Consider the following 14308-nt stretch of genomic DNA (forward strand, 5'->3'; position numbering starts at 1 on the left):
CGGCGCCAATCAGCGCAGCCCGCGCCGCAGGCTTTCAAAATCGCCACACAGCCTGGCCAATCTCGCGCCACCCATTAACGGGATTGCAAAGGGACCGAGTCCCTTTGCCCGCCGGAGGCATATTTACCCCCCCCCTAAAACCCCCTCACTTAACCTGCTGCTTCTCCAGCTTCCGGGCCAAAGTCCGCCGATGCATCCCCAATCGCCGCGCGGCTTCAGAGATGTTGAAATTGCATTCGGCCAGCGTGGTATGGATATATTCCCATTCCACCGTCTTGATGCTGGTCTTGCGCCCTTCGACGGGGACGGCGGCATTGCCTTCGCGCTTGGAGAAGGCTTCCTCGATATCGTCGGTGTTGGCCGGCTTGGCGAGGTAATGCGATGCGCCAAGCTTGATGGCCTCGACGGCGGTGGCGATGCTGGCAAATCCGGTGAGGACGACGATGGTGGTTTCAGGGTCCTTTTCGTGCAGCATCTGCACGCAGGTCAGCCCGGAGGCGGTGCCCAGTTTCAGGTCCACCACCGCATATTGAAACCGTGTGCTGGTCATCAGCAGGCCCAGTTCGTCGGGGCTGGTGGCCAGCAGCACCTCATAGCCGCGTCGCTCAAACGAACGGCGCAGCGTGCGGCCAAAGGCGGGATCATCCTCGACGATCACGAGATGGGGCAGGGGGTTGTTCATGATGTTCCTTTGCCCGTAAAAGCGAGCGCCGACAATGGTATCGAGAGGATGACAAGCGCGCCGCCCTCCTCAGTGTTGCTCACCTCGATCCGCCCGCCAAGCTGACGCAGCACGTTGACTACGAGGAACAGGCCCAGCCCGCCGCCATCGCGCCCCTTGGTCGAGCGATAGGGGCGGCCGACCTGGTCAATCATGTCGGGGGCGAAACCGGGGCCGAAATCGCGCACGGCGATCCGCCAGATGTCGCCCTCGCGCGTTGTGATGATGGCGATTCCGCCGGGCGAAACCTCCAGCGCATTGTCCACCACATTGCCGATCACTTGCCGCAGCGCCGGGTCGGCGATGATAGGCACATCTTCGCCCAGCCGGTCGTCCAGCGTGATGGGGGCGGGGCTGCGCGCGCGCCAGTCCTCGACGATTTCGCTTAAGAAACTGCGCGCGGTAGTGACGCTGGGGTTCTCGCCGCGCACCTCGCCCGCGGCCATCAAAATGCCCGACAGGATGGTTTTGCAGCGTTTCAATTCCGCCTGCATATCGGCCACATCGGCCGCTAGGTCCGGGTCGCCCGCAATGGTTTTTTCCCGCGCCCAGTCGCCAAGGATTACCGACATCGAGGCCATTGGCGTACCCAGTTCATGCGCCGCGCCGCTGGCCAGCAGGCCCAATCGGATGATATGATTCTCCTCCGCCGCCTGTTGGCGCAGGGCGGCAAGGGCGGCGCTGCTGGCGCGCTGGTTGCGGTCCATGCGGACGACGAAATAGACCAAGAGCGCCGCGATCAGCACAAAACAGGCCAGACTGCCCAGCAGATAGAGCCGGAAATGTTCGCCCACATATGCGGGGGGCAGATCGAGCGGGCGATAATCGAAGGTCAGGAACGCCACATCGCAGCACGCGACCAGCGCGACGATCCAGCTCCACCGTGCGGGCAGCAGGATCGCGCCCAGCATGATCTGGACCAGAAACAGGAAGATGAAGGGGTTGGTTGCGCCGCCGGTGAAATAGAGCTGCCAACTCAGCGCCTCGACATCGAGCATCAGCGCGCCCAGAAGTTCCAGATAGGAATAGCCCGCGCGCTGACGCCCATAGGCCCATGTGCCGATGTTCATCAGCGCCAGAAGCGCCGGCACCGCCACCAGTTCGGCCATGGGCAGGCGCACACCCAGCACGCGCCACGCCACCCAGATCGTCACCAATTGCCCCAGCACCGCGATCCAGCGCAGCTGAACCAGCAGTCCCATGTTGCCATAGGAGGCGGGGGCTATGTCATAATCGGGCGCGATTTGGGTTGCCATGGCCGCGCTTTATCAGGGTGCGCGCCGCCAGACCAGCCAGATGGCAAACAGGCTGAGCAGGGCCATGGCGAACCATGTCAGCGCATATTGCAGGTGGCTGTTGGGGAATTGCACCACGGTCAGGCCGGGAATGGGGTTGCCGGGGATTTCGGGGCCTTGCGCATCAATGAACCATGCGGCCTGACCCTTCACCCCGCGCGTGGCGGACATGGCAGCAATGTCGCGCGCATACCAGCGGTCCTGCGTCGGCACATTGGCCTGCAGAAAGCGGCCCTTTGGCTCGGTTTTACGCAGAAGGCCGGTGATCGCCACTTCGCCCATGGGCGTGCGCGCGGCCTCGGCCAGAGCGGTGCTGCCCAGCGGCACATAGCCGCGATTTATCCACACCGTGCGCCCGTCGCCCATGCGCAGCGGCGCCATCACCCAATAGCCCGCGCCCCGCTCGGTCAGCGCGGAGACCAGCGTGGTGCCCTGCGGCTCAAACCGCCCCAGCGCCCAGACGTGGCGATATTCCAGATCGGCCAGATCGCGCGGGTTTGGCGCCATCGGCAGCAGCCGCGCCTCGACCGGATTGGCGGTCGAAACCTCGTTCACATGCGCGATCAACGCGCGTTTCCACGCCAGCCTTTGCACCTGCCATACGCCCAGCGCCGAAAACAGCGCCGCACAAAGCAGCAGGGCGGCCACCGGAAGAATCCGGCGCCGCCCCTTTTGCTGGCCCAATGGGCTGGGCCTCATCAGCCCATGCCGTCCATCTTGACCGGCATCATGTTGGCATTGAGGTGGAACATCACCCACAGAGTACCAGACAGGATGATCGCCACCAAAAGGATGGTGAACAGTGCGGCCATCAGGTTCCAGCCGCCCTCGATCTTGCCGTTCATGTGCAGGAAGTAGATCATGTGGACCACAACCTGAACCGCGGCAAAGGCGGTGATGACGATGGCGGTCGTCGACTTGTCGGCGATCGCGCCGCTCATCACCAGCCAGAAGGGGATGGCGGTCAGGATGACGGAAAGGACGAAGCCGATCACGTAATCCTTGGTGGTGGCGTGAAACGCCGATTCGTGGCCGTGGCCATGCGAATGGTCAGCCATTAGCGCAGCACTCCCATCAGATAGACAAAGGTGAACACGCCGATCCAGACCACGTCAAGGAAGTGCCAGAACAGCGAGAGGCAGGACAGGCGGCGCTTGTTGGCCTCGGTCAGGCCATGCTTGCCCACCTGGAACAACAGCGTCACCAGCCAGATCGAACCGAAGGTCACGTGCAGACCGTGGGTGCCGACCAGCGTGAAGAAGGCCGACAGGAAAGCGCTGCGCTGCGGCCCGGCGCCTTCCTCGATCAGGTGATGGAATTCGTAAAGTTCGATCGAGAGGAAGCCCAGACCAAAGCACAGGGTCAGGATCAGCCAGCCGATCAGGCCCTTCTTGCTGCCGTTCTGCATCGCGATCATGGCAAAGCCATAGGTGATCGACGAGAAGAGCAGCAGCGAGGTGTTGAGCGCCACCAGCGGCAGGTCGAACAGATCCTTGGGCGCCGGACCTCCGGCATAATTGCCGCCCAGCACCGCGAAGGTGGCAAACAGCATGCCGAAGATGAGGCAGTCGCTCATCAGGTAGATCCAGAAGCCCAGCGTGGTGCTGTAGCCGTCCGGGTGGGCGTGTTCGTGCAGATCGTAATACTGCTCGGTGAGGTTGGTGCTCGCCATTACGCGGCTCCCTTTTCCAGCGCGGCCAGTTGGGCCGTGCGCGCAGCTTCAACCTCGGCGACATGGTCGGCCTTGATATAGAAGGTGCGGTTATAGTTGAAGGTGTGGAAGATCGCGGTGCCGACGATGCCGGCCAGCATCACCACGGCCAGCCACCAGACCTGCCAGATCAGCGCGAAACCGCAGACCGTCGACAGACCCGCCAGCACGATACCGGCCCAGGTGCCCTGAGGCATGTAGATGTCCTGGAAACCGCTGATCGGGCGGGCAACACCCTTGGCCTTCATGTCGGCCCAGGCGTCGATGTCATGGATCTTGGGCGTGAAGGCGAAGTTATATTCCGGCGGAGGCGAAGAGGTCGCCCATTCCAGGGTGCGGCCGCCCCACGGGTCGCCGCTTTCGTCCTTGTATTCTTCACGCTTCCAGATCGACACGGCGAACTGGATCAGCATCGCACCGATACCGGCTGCGATCAGGAAGGCCCCTGCCAACGCGATCCAGTAATAGACGCGCAGCGGATCGAAGCTGGCGTCGAACACGCGCATACGACGCGTCACGCCCATGAAGCCAAGGATGTAGAGCGGGGTGAAGGCGATCCAGAAGCCCGGAACCCAGCACCAGAACGACACCTTGCCCCAGAACTGGTTCAGCTTGAAGCCGAAAGCCTTGGGCCACCAGTAGTTCATCGCGGCAAACACGCCCCAGACCACGCCGCCGATGATGACGTTATGGAAGTGGGCAATGAGGAACACAGAGTTGTGCAGCACAAAGTCGGCGGCGGGCACAGCCATCATCACGCCGGTCATGCCGCCGATGGTGAAGGTGAGCATGAAGGCGACCGTCCACATCATCGGCAGTTCAAACCGGATGCGGCCGCGGAACATGGTGAAGAGCCAGTTGAACAGCTTGGCCCCGGTGGGGATCGAGATCACCATGGTGGTGATGCCGAAGAACGAGTTCACGGACGCGCCCGAACCCATGGTGAAGAAGTGGTGCAGCCAGACCGAATAGGACAGGATGCCGATGACGCAGGTGGCGTAAACCATCGAGGTGTAGCCGAACAGGCGCTTGGAACAGAAGGTCGAGACGATTTCCGAGAACACGCCGAACACCGGCAGCACCAGAATGTAAACCTCCGGGTGGCCCCAGATCCAGATCAGGTTGACATAGAGCATCGGCGAGCCGCCGAAGTCATTGGTGAAGAAGTTGGTGTGGAACACGCGGTCCAGACCCAGCAGGGCCAGAACGACGGTCAGCACGGGGAACACGGCAACGATCAGGATGTTGGTGACCAGAGCGGTCCAGGTGAAGACGGGCATCTTCATCATGGTCATGCCCGGCGCGCGCAGCTTGATGATCGTGGCGATCAGGTTGACGCCCGAAAGCGTGGTGCCGACACCGGCCACCTGCAGCGACCAGATGTAGTAATCCACGCCGACATCGGGACTGTACGCCAATCCAGAGAGCGGAGGATAGGCCAGCCAGCCGGTGCGCGCGAATTCGCCCACAAACAGCGAGAGCATGACCAGCACCGCGCCGCCCGCCGTCATCCAGAACGAGAAGTTGTTCAGGAAGGGGAAGGACACGTCGCGCGCGCCGATCTGCAAGGGCACGACATAGTTCATCAGGCCCGTGACGAAAGGCATCGCCACAAAGAAGATCATGATGACGCCGTGGGCGGTGAACACCTGATCGAAGTGGTGGCTGTTCAAATAGCCGTCAGAGCCGCCGAAGCCGAGCGCCTGCTGGCTGCGGATCATGATCGCGTCGGCAAAGCCGCGCAGGAACATGATGAGGCCCAGCACCATATACATGATGCCGATCTTCTTGTGATCGACGCTGGTGAACCACTGCTTCCACAGATAGCCCCAGAGGCGGAAATAGGTGAGCGCGGCCACCAGCGCGATGCCGCCGAGTGAAACGGCCGCAAAGGTGGCGAGCACGATCGGCTCGGTCGGGATCGCGTCCGGGCCAAGGCGGCCCAGCAGCGGTGTCCAATGGGAATGGGTCGGGATCATGGGATCTCGCTATCAGCTAAGAGGGGTGCGCGCAGGGGCGGCCAGCGACAGCTTGGCAGCGGCGGCAGGAACGGGGGTCTTCACGCCATCGGGAACGCAGATCGCGCGCACGAAAGCCTTGGTGCGGGCATCGGCCTGCGCTGCAGCGCGACCGGGGATGACGGGGATGGTCGTTTCGCGGCCATTCTTGTCATAGGTCAGCGCGGCGACATTATAGATGCCAGCCTTGCCGGCGCCGCCACGTGCGTCGAGCGCCATCATGTCGCGCACGCACATCTTGCCCGGACGGACGCAGAGGTTGACGATTTTGTCGAACAGGCCGTCGGCCACGGTGGTGAAGTGACGGACCGGTTCCTTCTCGCTGGGCTGTTCCAGCTGAAGATAGGCCACGGTGTCGAGCGCGCCCGCGCTGTCCTTGTCGCCGCCCTTGGCAACCTTGGCGACCCACTGGTCAAAATCGGCGTCGGCCAGGCCATAGGTCTTGAAGCGCATGTGCGAGAAGCCCGAGCCAGAATAATTGGCCGAGAAGCCGTCGAACGTGCCGGTCTTGTTGAGTACAGCGTTCAGTTCGCTCGTCATGCCGGGCATTGCATAGATCTGACCAGCCAGCGCCGGGATGTAGAACGAGTTCATGACCGAAGAGGACGAGATGCTGAAATGCACCGGGCGGTCCACCGGCAGGGCCAGTTCGTTGACCGTGGCGATTTTCTGCTCGGGATAAATAAACAGCCACTTCCAGTCGAGCGCGACGACCTGAATTTCAAGCGGCTTCGCATCTGCAGCAAGGGGCTTGCCCTCGGCAATGCGGGCCACCGGACGGAACGGGTCGAGCGTGTGGGTGGTCACCCAGGTCAGCGAACCGAGCGCGATGATGATCATCAGCGGCGCGGCCCAGATCACCAGTTCGAGCTGGGTCGAATGGTTCCATTCGGGCTCATAGCGGGCGCCGGCCGTCGCGCGGTATTTCCACGCGAAATAAACGGTCAACGCCATCACCGGAACGATGATCAGCAGCATCAGCAGCGTGGCCGTGACCACCAGGCTGGCTTCCTGTTTGGCGATGTCGCCCGCGGGGTTCAGCACCACCGGGCTACAGGCGGAGAGCGAGGCGAGGCTGACAAGGCTGCCGAGCCGGCTCGCGTGACGAAGGAGGGTGGGTTGCGTGCTCATGGCGCCCGCGCGTAGGAGGCTCATGCTGCAACCGCGATAGGACATATTGTCCCATCAATTTGATTGCCATCATGGATCTTTTGATGCAGTCTCATTTCAGGCCCGCCAAAAGGCCCTGAAATCTGCGGTTTTCCGCGCGTTTTGGAACCTTGTGGACGGACCATAATTAAAGAGAAAAGCCGGGTTGTTCCTTGGGGAAAACACCGGCCCGATTTTGGGGATGCTGAACATGACCACCTCCGTTTCAAACGGGGTGGCCGCAGGGGTCGTTTCGGGCCATGCTGGCCATTCCGATCACGTTTCTCCCGGTGAGATCGCCATTGGCGTGATTATCGGTCGAACTTCGGAATTCTTTGACTTTTTCGTCTATGCCATCGCCTCGGTGCTGGTATTTCCGAGCTTCTTTTTCCCGTTCACCGATGCCTATACCGGCACGCTCTATTCCTTCGCGATCTTTCCGCTGGCCTTTGTCGCGCGGCCCTTGGGCACGTTCGTGTTCATGACCATCGACCGACTCTACGGCCGCACGGCCAAGCTGGCCATCGCGCTGTTTTTGCTGGGCGGATCGACGGCGGCGATTGCCTTCCTGCCGGGCTACGCCACGCTAGGCAAGACGGCCATCGCGCTGCTCGCCCTGTTCCGGCTGGGTCAGGGTTTCGCGCTGGGCGGCAGTTGGGATGGTCTGGCCTCGCTTCTGGCGCTCAATGCGCCGCGTGACCGCCGCGGCTGGTTTGCGATGGTGCCGCAATTGGGCGCGCCGCTGGGTCTGATCGTGGCCTCGTCCATGTTCGCCTTTTTCGTCTCGTCGCTGCCCACCGAGGATTTCCTGAGCTGGGGCTGGCGCTTCCCGTTCTTCGTGGCCTTTGCCATCAATGTGGTGGCGCTGTTCGCTCGCCTGCGTCTGGTGGAATCGCCCGAATTCGTGCGCCTGTTCGAAAGCCGCGACCTGCAGCCGGAAAAGGCCATCGTCACCATCCGCGAGGAAGGCCGCACCATCCTGATCGGCGCTTTGGCGCCTCTGGCCAGCTTTGCGCTGTTCCACATGGTCACGGTGTTCCCGCTCTCCTATGTGATGCTCAACACGCCTGAACGCCCGGCCTCGTTCCTGATTATCGAAACGGGTGCGGCCATGATCGGCGTGATGGCGATCATCGTCTCGGGCTATATGGCGGACCGTTTCGGGCGCCGCGCTGTGCTGGGCGCTTCGGCGGCGGCGATTGCGGCTTTCTCCGGCTTTGCCCCGCAATTGCTGGGCCAGGGAACCGGGGGCGAGGTGGCCTTCATGACCATCGGTTTTGCCATTCTGGGCATCTCCTTTGGCCAGTCCTCGGGCGCTGTGGCGTCCAGCTTCTCGACCCAGCATCGCTATACGGGTTCGGCGCTGACCAGCGATATTGCATGGCTGGTGGGGGCCGCCTTTGCGCCGCTGATCGCGCTGAAACTGGCCACGACCTATGGGCTGATCTCGTCGGGGGCCTATCTGCTCTCGGGCGCGGCGGCCACGCTGATCGCGCTGTGGGCCAACCGTGAACTTGCGGGCAATCGCAACAATGCGATGAGCCCGATGTCGCTGGCGGTCTGATCGCGGACGGCAACACCATTGCCCGCAGGTCTTGGATCTGCAAAGGAAAGGGGGCGTGAAAAGCCCCCTTTCTCTTGACCTCAAGGCTGTGACAGAGCCCGAACGCCCCGCGATCAAGGGCGATCCCATGCGCGCGCATCCCTTATGGCCCTATCTGGCCTCGCTGGGGCTGGTTGCGGGCTTTTCCCTTTTGGGCATCCTGCTCAACCCCTGGCTGGGCGAGGGCTATGCTTCGCTGGTGTTCGTGGTGGGCGTCTCGATGGTCGGGGCGCTTTATGGGCTGATGCCCTCGCTGCTCTGCGCGCTGCTGTCCTCGCTGCTCTTTGACTTCTTTGTATCCGAGCCGGTGTTTGAACTGGCGATCAGCCGCACCACCGACCTTGCCCCGCCGGTGGTCTTTGCGCTTTGCGCGGTGATTTCGGGCCTGCTCTCGGGCCGCCTGCGCGACGAGGCGACGCGCGCCAACCGTTCGAACCAGCAATTGGCCAGCCTGCTGTCCCTTTCGCGCCAGTTGCAGAGCGCGAGCAGCGATGAGGCCGTGCATGACATCCTGTGCGAAAGCCTGCTGGCCGAACAGGGCGGGTCGCTGGGCCTTTACCGCATGACCGAGGGCCGCGCCGCGCCGGTGGGCCATAGCGCCGAGGGCCCGGAATGGATCGCGCTGGCCAAGGCCGCGATGCTGTGGGAGCCGGAATGGCTGGAGGATGAGCATCTGATCGGCTGCCGATTGCTGGCGGGCGAACATTGCGTGGGGGCGATGGTGGTGGATCGCGCCACGGCGCGGGCCCGCGGCATCGGCTTCATGCTGGCGCAGGGGCGGATGGCGGCGCTGGCGCTCGAGCGGATCGATCTGTCGCTGCGCCTGTCCGAGGCCCATGCCCATGCCCGCACCGAGGAGCTGAAATCGGCGCTGCTCGCCTCGGTCAGCCATGACCTGCGCAGCCCGCTGACCGCGATCAGCGCCTCGGCGGCGAGCCTGCTGAGTTTCGGGGCGCAATTTGACAGCGAAACCTCGCATGAGCTGCTGGACGGCATCGTGAAAGAATCGGCAAGGCTCAATGACCTGACCACCAACCTGCTCCAGATGACGCGGCTTGAGGCGGGCGAGGAGGGGTTGAGCTGGTCGCTGCTGCCGGTGGGCGAGAGTTTGCGCGCGATCATGGGCCGGGTGCAGATGCATCGCCAGACCCACCCGATGACGCTGCATATGCCGCCGCAGGAATTGCTGGTGCGCACCGATGCCACGCTGTTTGATCTGGCCGTGACCAATGTGCTGCAGAACGCGATCCGCTACAGTCCGGCGGGCAGCCCGATCACCATTGCCTGTATGCCCGAGGGCCGGTGGTGCCATATCGCCATCAGCGACGAGGGCCATGGCATCCCTCCTGCCGAGCAGGAAAGGGTGTTCGACCGCTTCTACCGGCTTGCGCGCGATGCCCGCGTGCCGCAAGGTTCGGGGCTCGGGCTGGCCATCGTGCGCGGCTTTGTTCAGGCCTCGGGCGGCAGGATTAGACTTGAATCGCCGCTGCGCGATGGGCAGGGAACGCGCATCACCATCATCCTGCCCCTGATGGAGCAGGACCAGAGCCGGTTGGCCGATGAGGATGAGGACGATATTTGCGCCAATATGGCGGATGACGCTGTTGATCCGGCGCCGGGCGCGGCAGGCATGAAGGCATAAGGGAACATATGGTTAGCGGTCATATCTTGCTGGTGGATGATGAAGTGGGCATCGTGACGGCGCTGCGCCCGGCCCTGCGCGCGGTTGGCCATGAGGTGACCGTGGCCAGCGACGGCACCGCCGCTCTGGCCAGTTTCCTGCTGGCCGATCCCGATGTCGTGCTGCTCGATCTGGGTCTGCCCGACATGGATGGCAAGCAGGTGATCCGCAAGATCCGCGAGACATCCTCGACCCCGATCATCGTGATTTCCGCCCGCCATCAGGAGGCCGAGAAGATCGCCGCGCTGGACGAAGGGGCCGATGATTATGTCGACAAACCTTTTGTGCTGGGCGAATTGCTGGCGCGGGTGCGTTCGGCGCTGCGGCGGCGGCAGCATCTGATCGAGGTGCCCGAGGGGCTGGATCTGGGCCATCTGAGCATTGATTTCGGCACGCGCGAGGTGCGTCTGCGCGGCGATCTTATCAAACTTTCGCCCAAGGAATACAATCTGCTGCGTATGCTCGCCGACAGCGCGGGGCAGGTGGTGACGCAAAAGCGCCTGCTAGCTGCGGGCTGGGGCCGCTCAGAAGCCGATCCGCAATATCTGCGCGTCTATATCGGCATGTTGCGGCAAAAGCTGGAGATCAATCCGTCCGATCCCCAGATGATCCTGACCGAACCGGGCGTGGGTTATCGTCTGCTGGTGCCCGCGTCGGTCTGATTGCGGGGCCGGAAGGAAAACGGGCACAAAGGAAAGGGGCCGCCTTCATATCGCTTAGGGATAGGTTGATGATGAAGGCGACCACACAAAGTTGCGGATCGGAAAGCCAGACAAAGGCCGGCATGTTTTGTTTTTCTGATACCCAGCCTATCCAGCCCCCGCATGGCTTGCACCTAAAAAAGCCATAAACACTGATTCTTGCCGCCGTTTCGGTTGCAAGCCCTGTGTTGCGCAGGAGGCAAATTCAGTAGCCCGGAAAGAGCTTGCGGATCAGTTGTCCGCGCCAGGGCTTGCCATGATAGTTGAAGAAGAACCACCCGAACAGACGCGTGAAACCCAGTACGGGCAGGGCCAGCGGATCGCGGTTTTCGCGCATATGGGCATAGAGCGCGTGGTCCGCCCGGCGCCGGTCCGCCCCATTGCCGCCGCCGCGGATGCCATAGGCATTGTCATGCCGTTTGCACCCGATGTTGCGGTTGTGGATCCGGCCATTCATGAACAGGCAGTAGCGGCGCTGGGTCATGGCCATGGATAGACCCGCGCCCGCGCCCGCTTTCAAGCGCAAAATCTTCTACCTGCCCGGATATGACCCGCGCGGGGCGCGCTATTACCACGCGCTGCTGGCCGAAGAGGCGCGCAAGGAGGAGGGCTTGACGCTCTCGCGCCGGGGGCGGGCGGGGTGCAATGTGGCCTGGACGCTGGCGCGTGAGGATGGGGCGGTGTCGGGCGCGCATGAATTTCTGGTGTGGGACGATATCGTCCGGGCCACATGGGCAAAACATCCTCCCGCGCTGCTTTGGCAGGGGATAAGGACCTATTGGCACCTGTGTCGCCATCTGGACTGGCAATTGGCGCGGCGCTGGCCAAGGGCGGGGTGGGTGACGCTGTTTTCGCCCGGCGTGCTGTTTATCGCGCTGCCCATGCTGTTTGCGCTGGGGCTGTGGGGCCTGCTGGGGCGCGGGTGGCTGGCTTTGCCGGTGGCGCTCGCTCTGGGTTGGGCGCTGGCGATAGAGCTGCAGAAGCGGCTGCACAGCCTGTGGCTGCTGCGCTTTGTGATCTTCAGCACGATCGTATCGCGCCGGGAGGCGGCGGGGCTGGAGGAGCGGCTCGACAGTTTTGCCGAGCGCATCGCTACGGCGCTGGAGGAGGATTGGGACGAGGTGCTGCTGATCGCCCATTCGGCGGGGACGATCCTGTCGGTGATGGTGATGGCGCGTCTGCTGGCGCGGCGGGGCGGGGCGATGCCGGACCATTTCGCGTTGGTGACGCTGGGCAGCGTCGTGCAGCTCATCGCCTGCCGGGGGGATGCGGCGTGGTTTGGCGCGGATCTGGACGCGGTGGCTGCCGGGGATTTTCGCTGGCTGGATATCGCCTCGGTCACCGATGGGGCCTGTGTGCCTCTGGTCGCACCATGCCTTGGGCGGGCGAGGGAGGCGCCGGAGGGGCTGGTGCAGATCACGCCGCGATGGTTCGTCTATTGCGATCCGGCCCGCTATGCGCGGAGGCGGCGCGATAAATATCAGACCCATTTCGATTATCTGCGCCGATTGGATCGCGCATCGCCGGTGGATTATCTGGGGCTGGTGGCCTCGGGGCGCCGGATCGGCCAATCCATCGCCGCGTTTGAGGCGCAGCGCCATGCATGAATGCCCTTTCACTCCGCCCTATCCGCAACCTCTGGCCAAAAAGCCGGGGCTGATACGCCGCTTCTATCTGGGCTGGTGCAAGAGCTGGCTCGATATGCTCCATGGCCGGGCCTACACGATGAAGCTGGGCGTGACGCAATTGCCAGCGGGGCGGGCGTTCATGGTCAACGATATGGCCCTGGTCGAGCAGGTGCTGGACGATGCGGCGCAATTTCCCAAGCATCGCATGGTGCATGACATGCTCTCCCCGATGATCGGCAACAGCGTGTTTGTCAGCAATGGCGAGGAATGGGCGCATCAGCGCGCCATGGTCAATCCGGCCTTTGTTCACACCAATCTGAAACGCGCCTTTCCGCTGATGGCGGCGGCCACGCGGGATATGATCGCGCGGATGCGGGGGCAGGCGGATGCCGCCGGCGGACGGGCAGTGGATGTCGATCCGCTGATGACGCATGTGACAGCGGATGTGATTTTCCGCACGATCTTTTCGGTGAAACTGGGCGAGGCGGAGGCCGAAGCGGTCTATCGCGCCTTTGGCGAATATCAGAGCGTGTCGCAGCGGGCGCATCTGCTGCGCCTATATCGGCTGCCCGGCTTTGGGCTGGGGCGCAGGGCGCGGCGGTTGGGGCAGAGGGTGCGGGCGGTTTTTGCGCCTATGGTGGAGGTGAGGGTGGCGCAGCGGCGAGGCGAGCGACGCGACATTCTCGACGCCTTGCTCGATGCGCGCCATCCGGTCAGCGGGGCGCCGTTCACCGCCGACGAGTTGGTGGACCAACTGGCGCTGATCTTTCTGGCCGGGCATGAGACGACGGCAACTTCGCTGGGCTGGGCGCTTTATCTGCTCTCGGAATGCCCGGAGATGCAGGAAAGGCTTCATGCCGAGATCGAGGGGGCGACGGGGGGCGGGCCGCTCGACTATGAGCATGTCAGAGCGCTGGAGGGAGTGCGCAACCTCTATCGCGAGGCGCTGCGGCTCTATCCGCCGGTGGGGTTTCTGCCGCGCACATCCGAGAGGCCCGTGACCATGCGCGACAAGCGAATCGGGGCGGGCGAGTTGATGCTGGTCGCGCCATGGCTGGTTCAGCGCAATCCGGGCAATTGGGCATGCCCCCATGCCTTTGCCCCCGACCGTTTCGCCACGCCCGAGGGGGCCGAGGCGCTGAAGGAGGCGTGGATTCCCTTTGGCAAGGGCGAGCGAATCTGCATCGGCGCGGGCTTTGCCCAGCAGGAGGCTGCGCTGATTCTGGCCGAGGTGATCCGCCATTTCCGGCTGGAATTTCCCGCCGGGCGGCGCAGGCCGGAGGTGGTGGCGCGGCTGACCCTGCGCCCGCGCGACGGGTTTACTCTGGTGCTGCGTCCCCGTTGATCAGATGCGGCGCAGGCGGTCGGTCCTTGTTTCATCTTGGCGGTTCAGCACCGAGACCGGGCCGCGCTGGTAATAATCGCGGGTCTCGCTCTGTTTGGCGCCGACTTCGGCCGGGGTGCGCAGCAGGACGGGGTCAATCGGCCGGGCAAAGGCCACGCCGAAGCGGTTGCTTTGAACCCAGGCGACAATGCCCTCGATGGCCCCGATATTGCGCAATTCCAGCACGACCTGTTCCCCGACAGTGGCGCCCAGCGTGCCCTCGGCCATCAGTCCGGTGGCCGAAACATTGCGGATCTTGACCCGTTCATCCAACTGGCGGTTGGGCCAGTGACAGACAGAGGAAAGCAGCAGATTGTTGCGCGGGGCATTGCGCTGGTCAGCATAGGGATCATTGGTGGTGTCGAGCTGAGACATAACTTTGTCCTGAAGCGGAATGCGGTCTGATTCTCTAAAACA

14 protein-coding genes are annotated in these 14308 nt (G+C 63.3%); 5 read left to right on the forward strand and 9 right to left on the reverse strand.

Features of this window, described 5'->3' with window-relative positions:
- Positions 1 to 145: 145 nt before the first annotated feature.
- From FHW92_RS06865 to cyoA, 7 genes are read right to left on the reverse strand one after another with little or no spacing between them, the layout of a single operon-like run.
- Positions 146 to 682 (reverse strand): response regulator transcription factor, encoded by a 537-nt coding sequence (locus FHW92_RS06865; RefSeq protein ID WP_168602508.1) that lies wholly within the window; start codon positions 680 to 682, stop codon positions 146 to 148.
- On the reverse strand, positions 679 to 1977 hold the full coding sequence (locus tag FHW92_RS06870) for an ATP-binding protein (protein WP_246869985.1): 1299 nt from the start codon (positions 1975 to 1977) through the stop codon (positions 679 to 681). The genes FHW92_RS06865 and FHW92_RS06870 overlap by 4 nt, the downstream gene beginning before the upstream one ends.
- Positions 1978 to 1989: 12 nt before the next feature.
- Positions 1990 to 2715 carry an SURF1 family protein gene (locus FHW92_RS06875; RefSeq protein WP_168602509.1) on the reverse strand — a complete coding sequence of 242 codons (726 nt, stop codon included), beginning with the start codon at positions 2713 to 2715 and terminating at the stop codon, positions 1990 to 1992.
- Positions 2715 to 3074 carry a cytochrome o ubiquinol oxidase subunit IV gene (gene cyoD / locus FHW92_RS06880; RefSeq protein WP_168602510.1) on the reverse strand — a complete coding sequence of 120 codons (360 nt, stop codon included), beginning with the start codon at positions 3072 to 3074 and terminating at the stop codon, positions 2715 to 2717. Before cyoD ends, FHW92_RS06875 begins: the two co-directional genes overlap by 1 nt.
- On the reverse strand, positions 3074 to 3688 hold the full coding sequence (gene cyoC / locus FHW92_RS06885) for a cytochrome o ubiquinol oxidase subunit III (RefSeq protein WP_168602511.1): 615 nt from the start codon (positions 3686 to 3688) through the stop codon (positions 3074 to 3076). Before cyoC ends, cyoD begins: the two co-directional genes overlap by 1 nt.
- The gene (gene cyoB / locus FHW92_RS06890; RefSeq protein WP_168602512.1) at positions 3688 to 5706 is read right to left on the reverse strand and encodes a cytochrome o ubiquinol oxidase subunit I; all 2019 of its coding nucleotides are present in this window, start codon (positions 5704 to 5706) and stop codon (positions 3688 to 3690) included. Before cyoB ends, cyoC begins: the two co-directional genes overlap by 1 nt.
- 12 nt (positions 5707 to 5718) lie before the next feature.
- Entirely contained in the window at positions 5719 to 6876 is a 1158-nt protein-coding gene (gene cyoA / locus FHW92_RS06895; protein ID WP_172249243.1) for a ubiquinol oxidase subunit II, read from the reverse strand.
- 229 nt (positions 6877 to 7105) lie between these two features.
- On the opposite strand from cyoA, the gene FHW92_RS06900 reads away from it, so the two are divergent.
- Genes FHW92_RS06900 through FHW92_RS06910 form a run of 3 tightly spaced genes read left to right on the forward strand, consistent with a single transcriptional unit; the run spans position 7106 to position 10840 of the window.
- Complete coding sequence (locus tag FHW92_RS06900) at positions 7106 to 8458, forward strand: MFS transporter (RefSeq protein WP_168602514.1); 1353 nt, start codon at positions 7106 to 7108, stop codon at positions 8456 to 8458.
- Positions 8459 to 8513: 55 nt separating this feature from the next.
- A complete protein-coding gene (locus FHW92_RS06905) occupies positions 8514 to 10139 on the forward strand; it encodes an ATP-binding protein (RefSeq protein WP_168602515.1) in 1626 nt (541 codons plus the stop codon).
- A gap of 8 nt (positions 10140 to 10147) precedes the next feature.
- Positions 10148 to 10840 carry a response regulator transcription factor gene (locus FHW92_RS06910; RefSeq protein ID WP_168602516.1) on the forward strand — a complete coding sequence of 231 codons (693 nt, stop codon included), beginning with the start codon at positions 10148 to 10150 and terminating at the stop codon, positions 10838 to 10840.
- 244 nt (positions 10841 to 11084) lie between these two features.
- Here the strand turns inward: FHW92_RS06910 and FHW92_RS06915 are convergent, their stop codons facing one another.
- Positions 11085 to 11363 carry a hypothetical protein gene (locus FHW92_RS06915; protein WP_246869986.1) on the reverse strand — a complete coding sequence of 93 codons (279 nt, stop codon included), beginning with the start codon at positions 11361 to 11363 and terminating at the stop codon, positions 11085 to 11087.
- Between the two features lie 4 nt (positions 11364 to 11367).
- Here FHW92_RS06915 and FHW92_RS06920 point away from each other — a divergent pair, with 4 nt between their 5' ends.
- Positions 11368 to 12486, forward strand: coding sequence for a hypothetical protein (locus FHW92_RS06920; RefSeq protein WP_168602518.1), 1119 nt, complete (start codon positions 11368 to 11370; stop codon positions 12484 to 12486).
- The gene (locus tag FHW92_RS06925; protein WP_168602519.1) at positions 12479 to 13852 is read left to right on the forward strand and encodes a cytochrome P450; all 1374 of its coding nucleotides are present in this window, start codon (positions 12479 to 12481) and stop codon (positions 13850 to 13852) included. Before FHW92_RS06920 ends, FHW92_RS06925 begins: the two co-directional genes overlap by 8 nt.
- Here FHW92_RS06925 and FHW92_RS06930 read toward each other — a convergent pair whose 3' ends face one another.
- Positions 13853 to 14266 carry a PilZ domain-containing protein gene (locus FHW92_RS06930; protein ID WP_168602520.1) on the reverse strand — a complete coding sequence of 138 codons (414 nt, stop codon included), beginning with the start codon at positions 14264 to 14266 and terminating at the stop codon, positions 13853 to 13855. It lies immediately after the preceding gene.
- Positions 14267 to 14308: the final 42 nt, after the last annotated feature.

The organism is Novosphingobium sp. SG707, assembly GCF_012275515.1.
Lineage (GTDB): Bacteria > Pseudomonadota > Alphaproteobacteria > Sphingomonadales > Sphingomonadaceae > Novosphingobium.

Excerpts from the sequence above, each read along its gene's own strand:
- FHW92_RS06920 (WP_168602518.1), top strand. The coding sequence starts at position 11,368 with ATGGATAGACCCGCGCCCGCGCCCGCTTTCAAGCGCAAAATCTTCTAC.
- cyoA (WP_172249243.1), bottom strand. The coding sequence starts at position 6,876 with ATGAGCACGCAACCCACCCTCCTTCGTCACGCGAGCCGGCTCGGCAGC.
- FHW92_RS06930 (WP_168602520.1), bottom strand. The coding sequence starts at position 14,266 with ATGTCTCAGCTCGACACCACCAATGATCCCTATGCTGACCAGCGCAAT.
- FHW92_RS06910 (WP_168602516.1), top strand. The coding sequence starts at position 10,148 with ATGGTTAGCGGTCATATCTTGCTGGTGGATGATGAAGTGGGCATCGTG.
- FHW92_RS06925 (WP_168602519.1), top strand. The coding sequence starts at position 12,479 with ATGCATGAATGCCCTTTCACTCCGCCCTATCCGCAACCTCTGGCCAAA.
- FHW92_RS06915 (WP_246869986.1), bottom strand. The coding sequence starts at position 11,363 with ATGACCCAGCGCCGCTACTGCCTGTTCATGAATGGCCGGATCCACAAC.
- FHW92_RS06870 (WP_246869985.1), bottom strand. The coding sequence starts at position 1,977 with ATGGCAACCCAAATCGCGCCCGATTATGACATAGCCCCCGCCTCCTAT.
- FHW92_RS06865 (WP_168602508.1), bottom strand. The coding sequence starts at position 682 with ATGAACAACCCCCTGCCCCATCTCGTGATCGTCGAGGATGATCCCGCC.
- cyoB (WP_168602512.1), bottom strand. The coding sequence starts at position 5,706 with ATGATCCCGACCCATTCCCATTGGACACCGCTGCTGGGCCGCCTTGGC.
- cyoD (WP_168602510.1), bottom strand. The coding sequence starts at position 3,074 with ATGGCTGACCATTCGCATGGCCACGGCCACGAATCGGCGTTTCACGCC.
- FHW92_RS06900 (WP_168602514.1), top strand. The coding sequence starts at position 7,106 with ATGACCACCTCCGTTTCAAACGGGGTGGCCGCAGGGGTCGTTTCGGGC.
- FHW92_RS06875 (WP_168602509.1), bottom strand. The coding sequence starts at position 2,715 with ATGAGGCCCAGCCCATTGGGCCAGCAAAAGGGGCGGCGCCGGATTCTT.
- cyoC (WP_168602511.1), bottom strand. The coding sequence starts at position 3,688 with ATGGCGAGCACCAACCTCACCGAGCAGTATTACGATCTGCACGAACAC.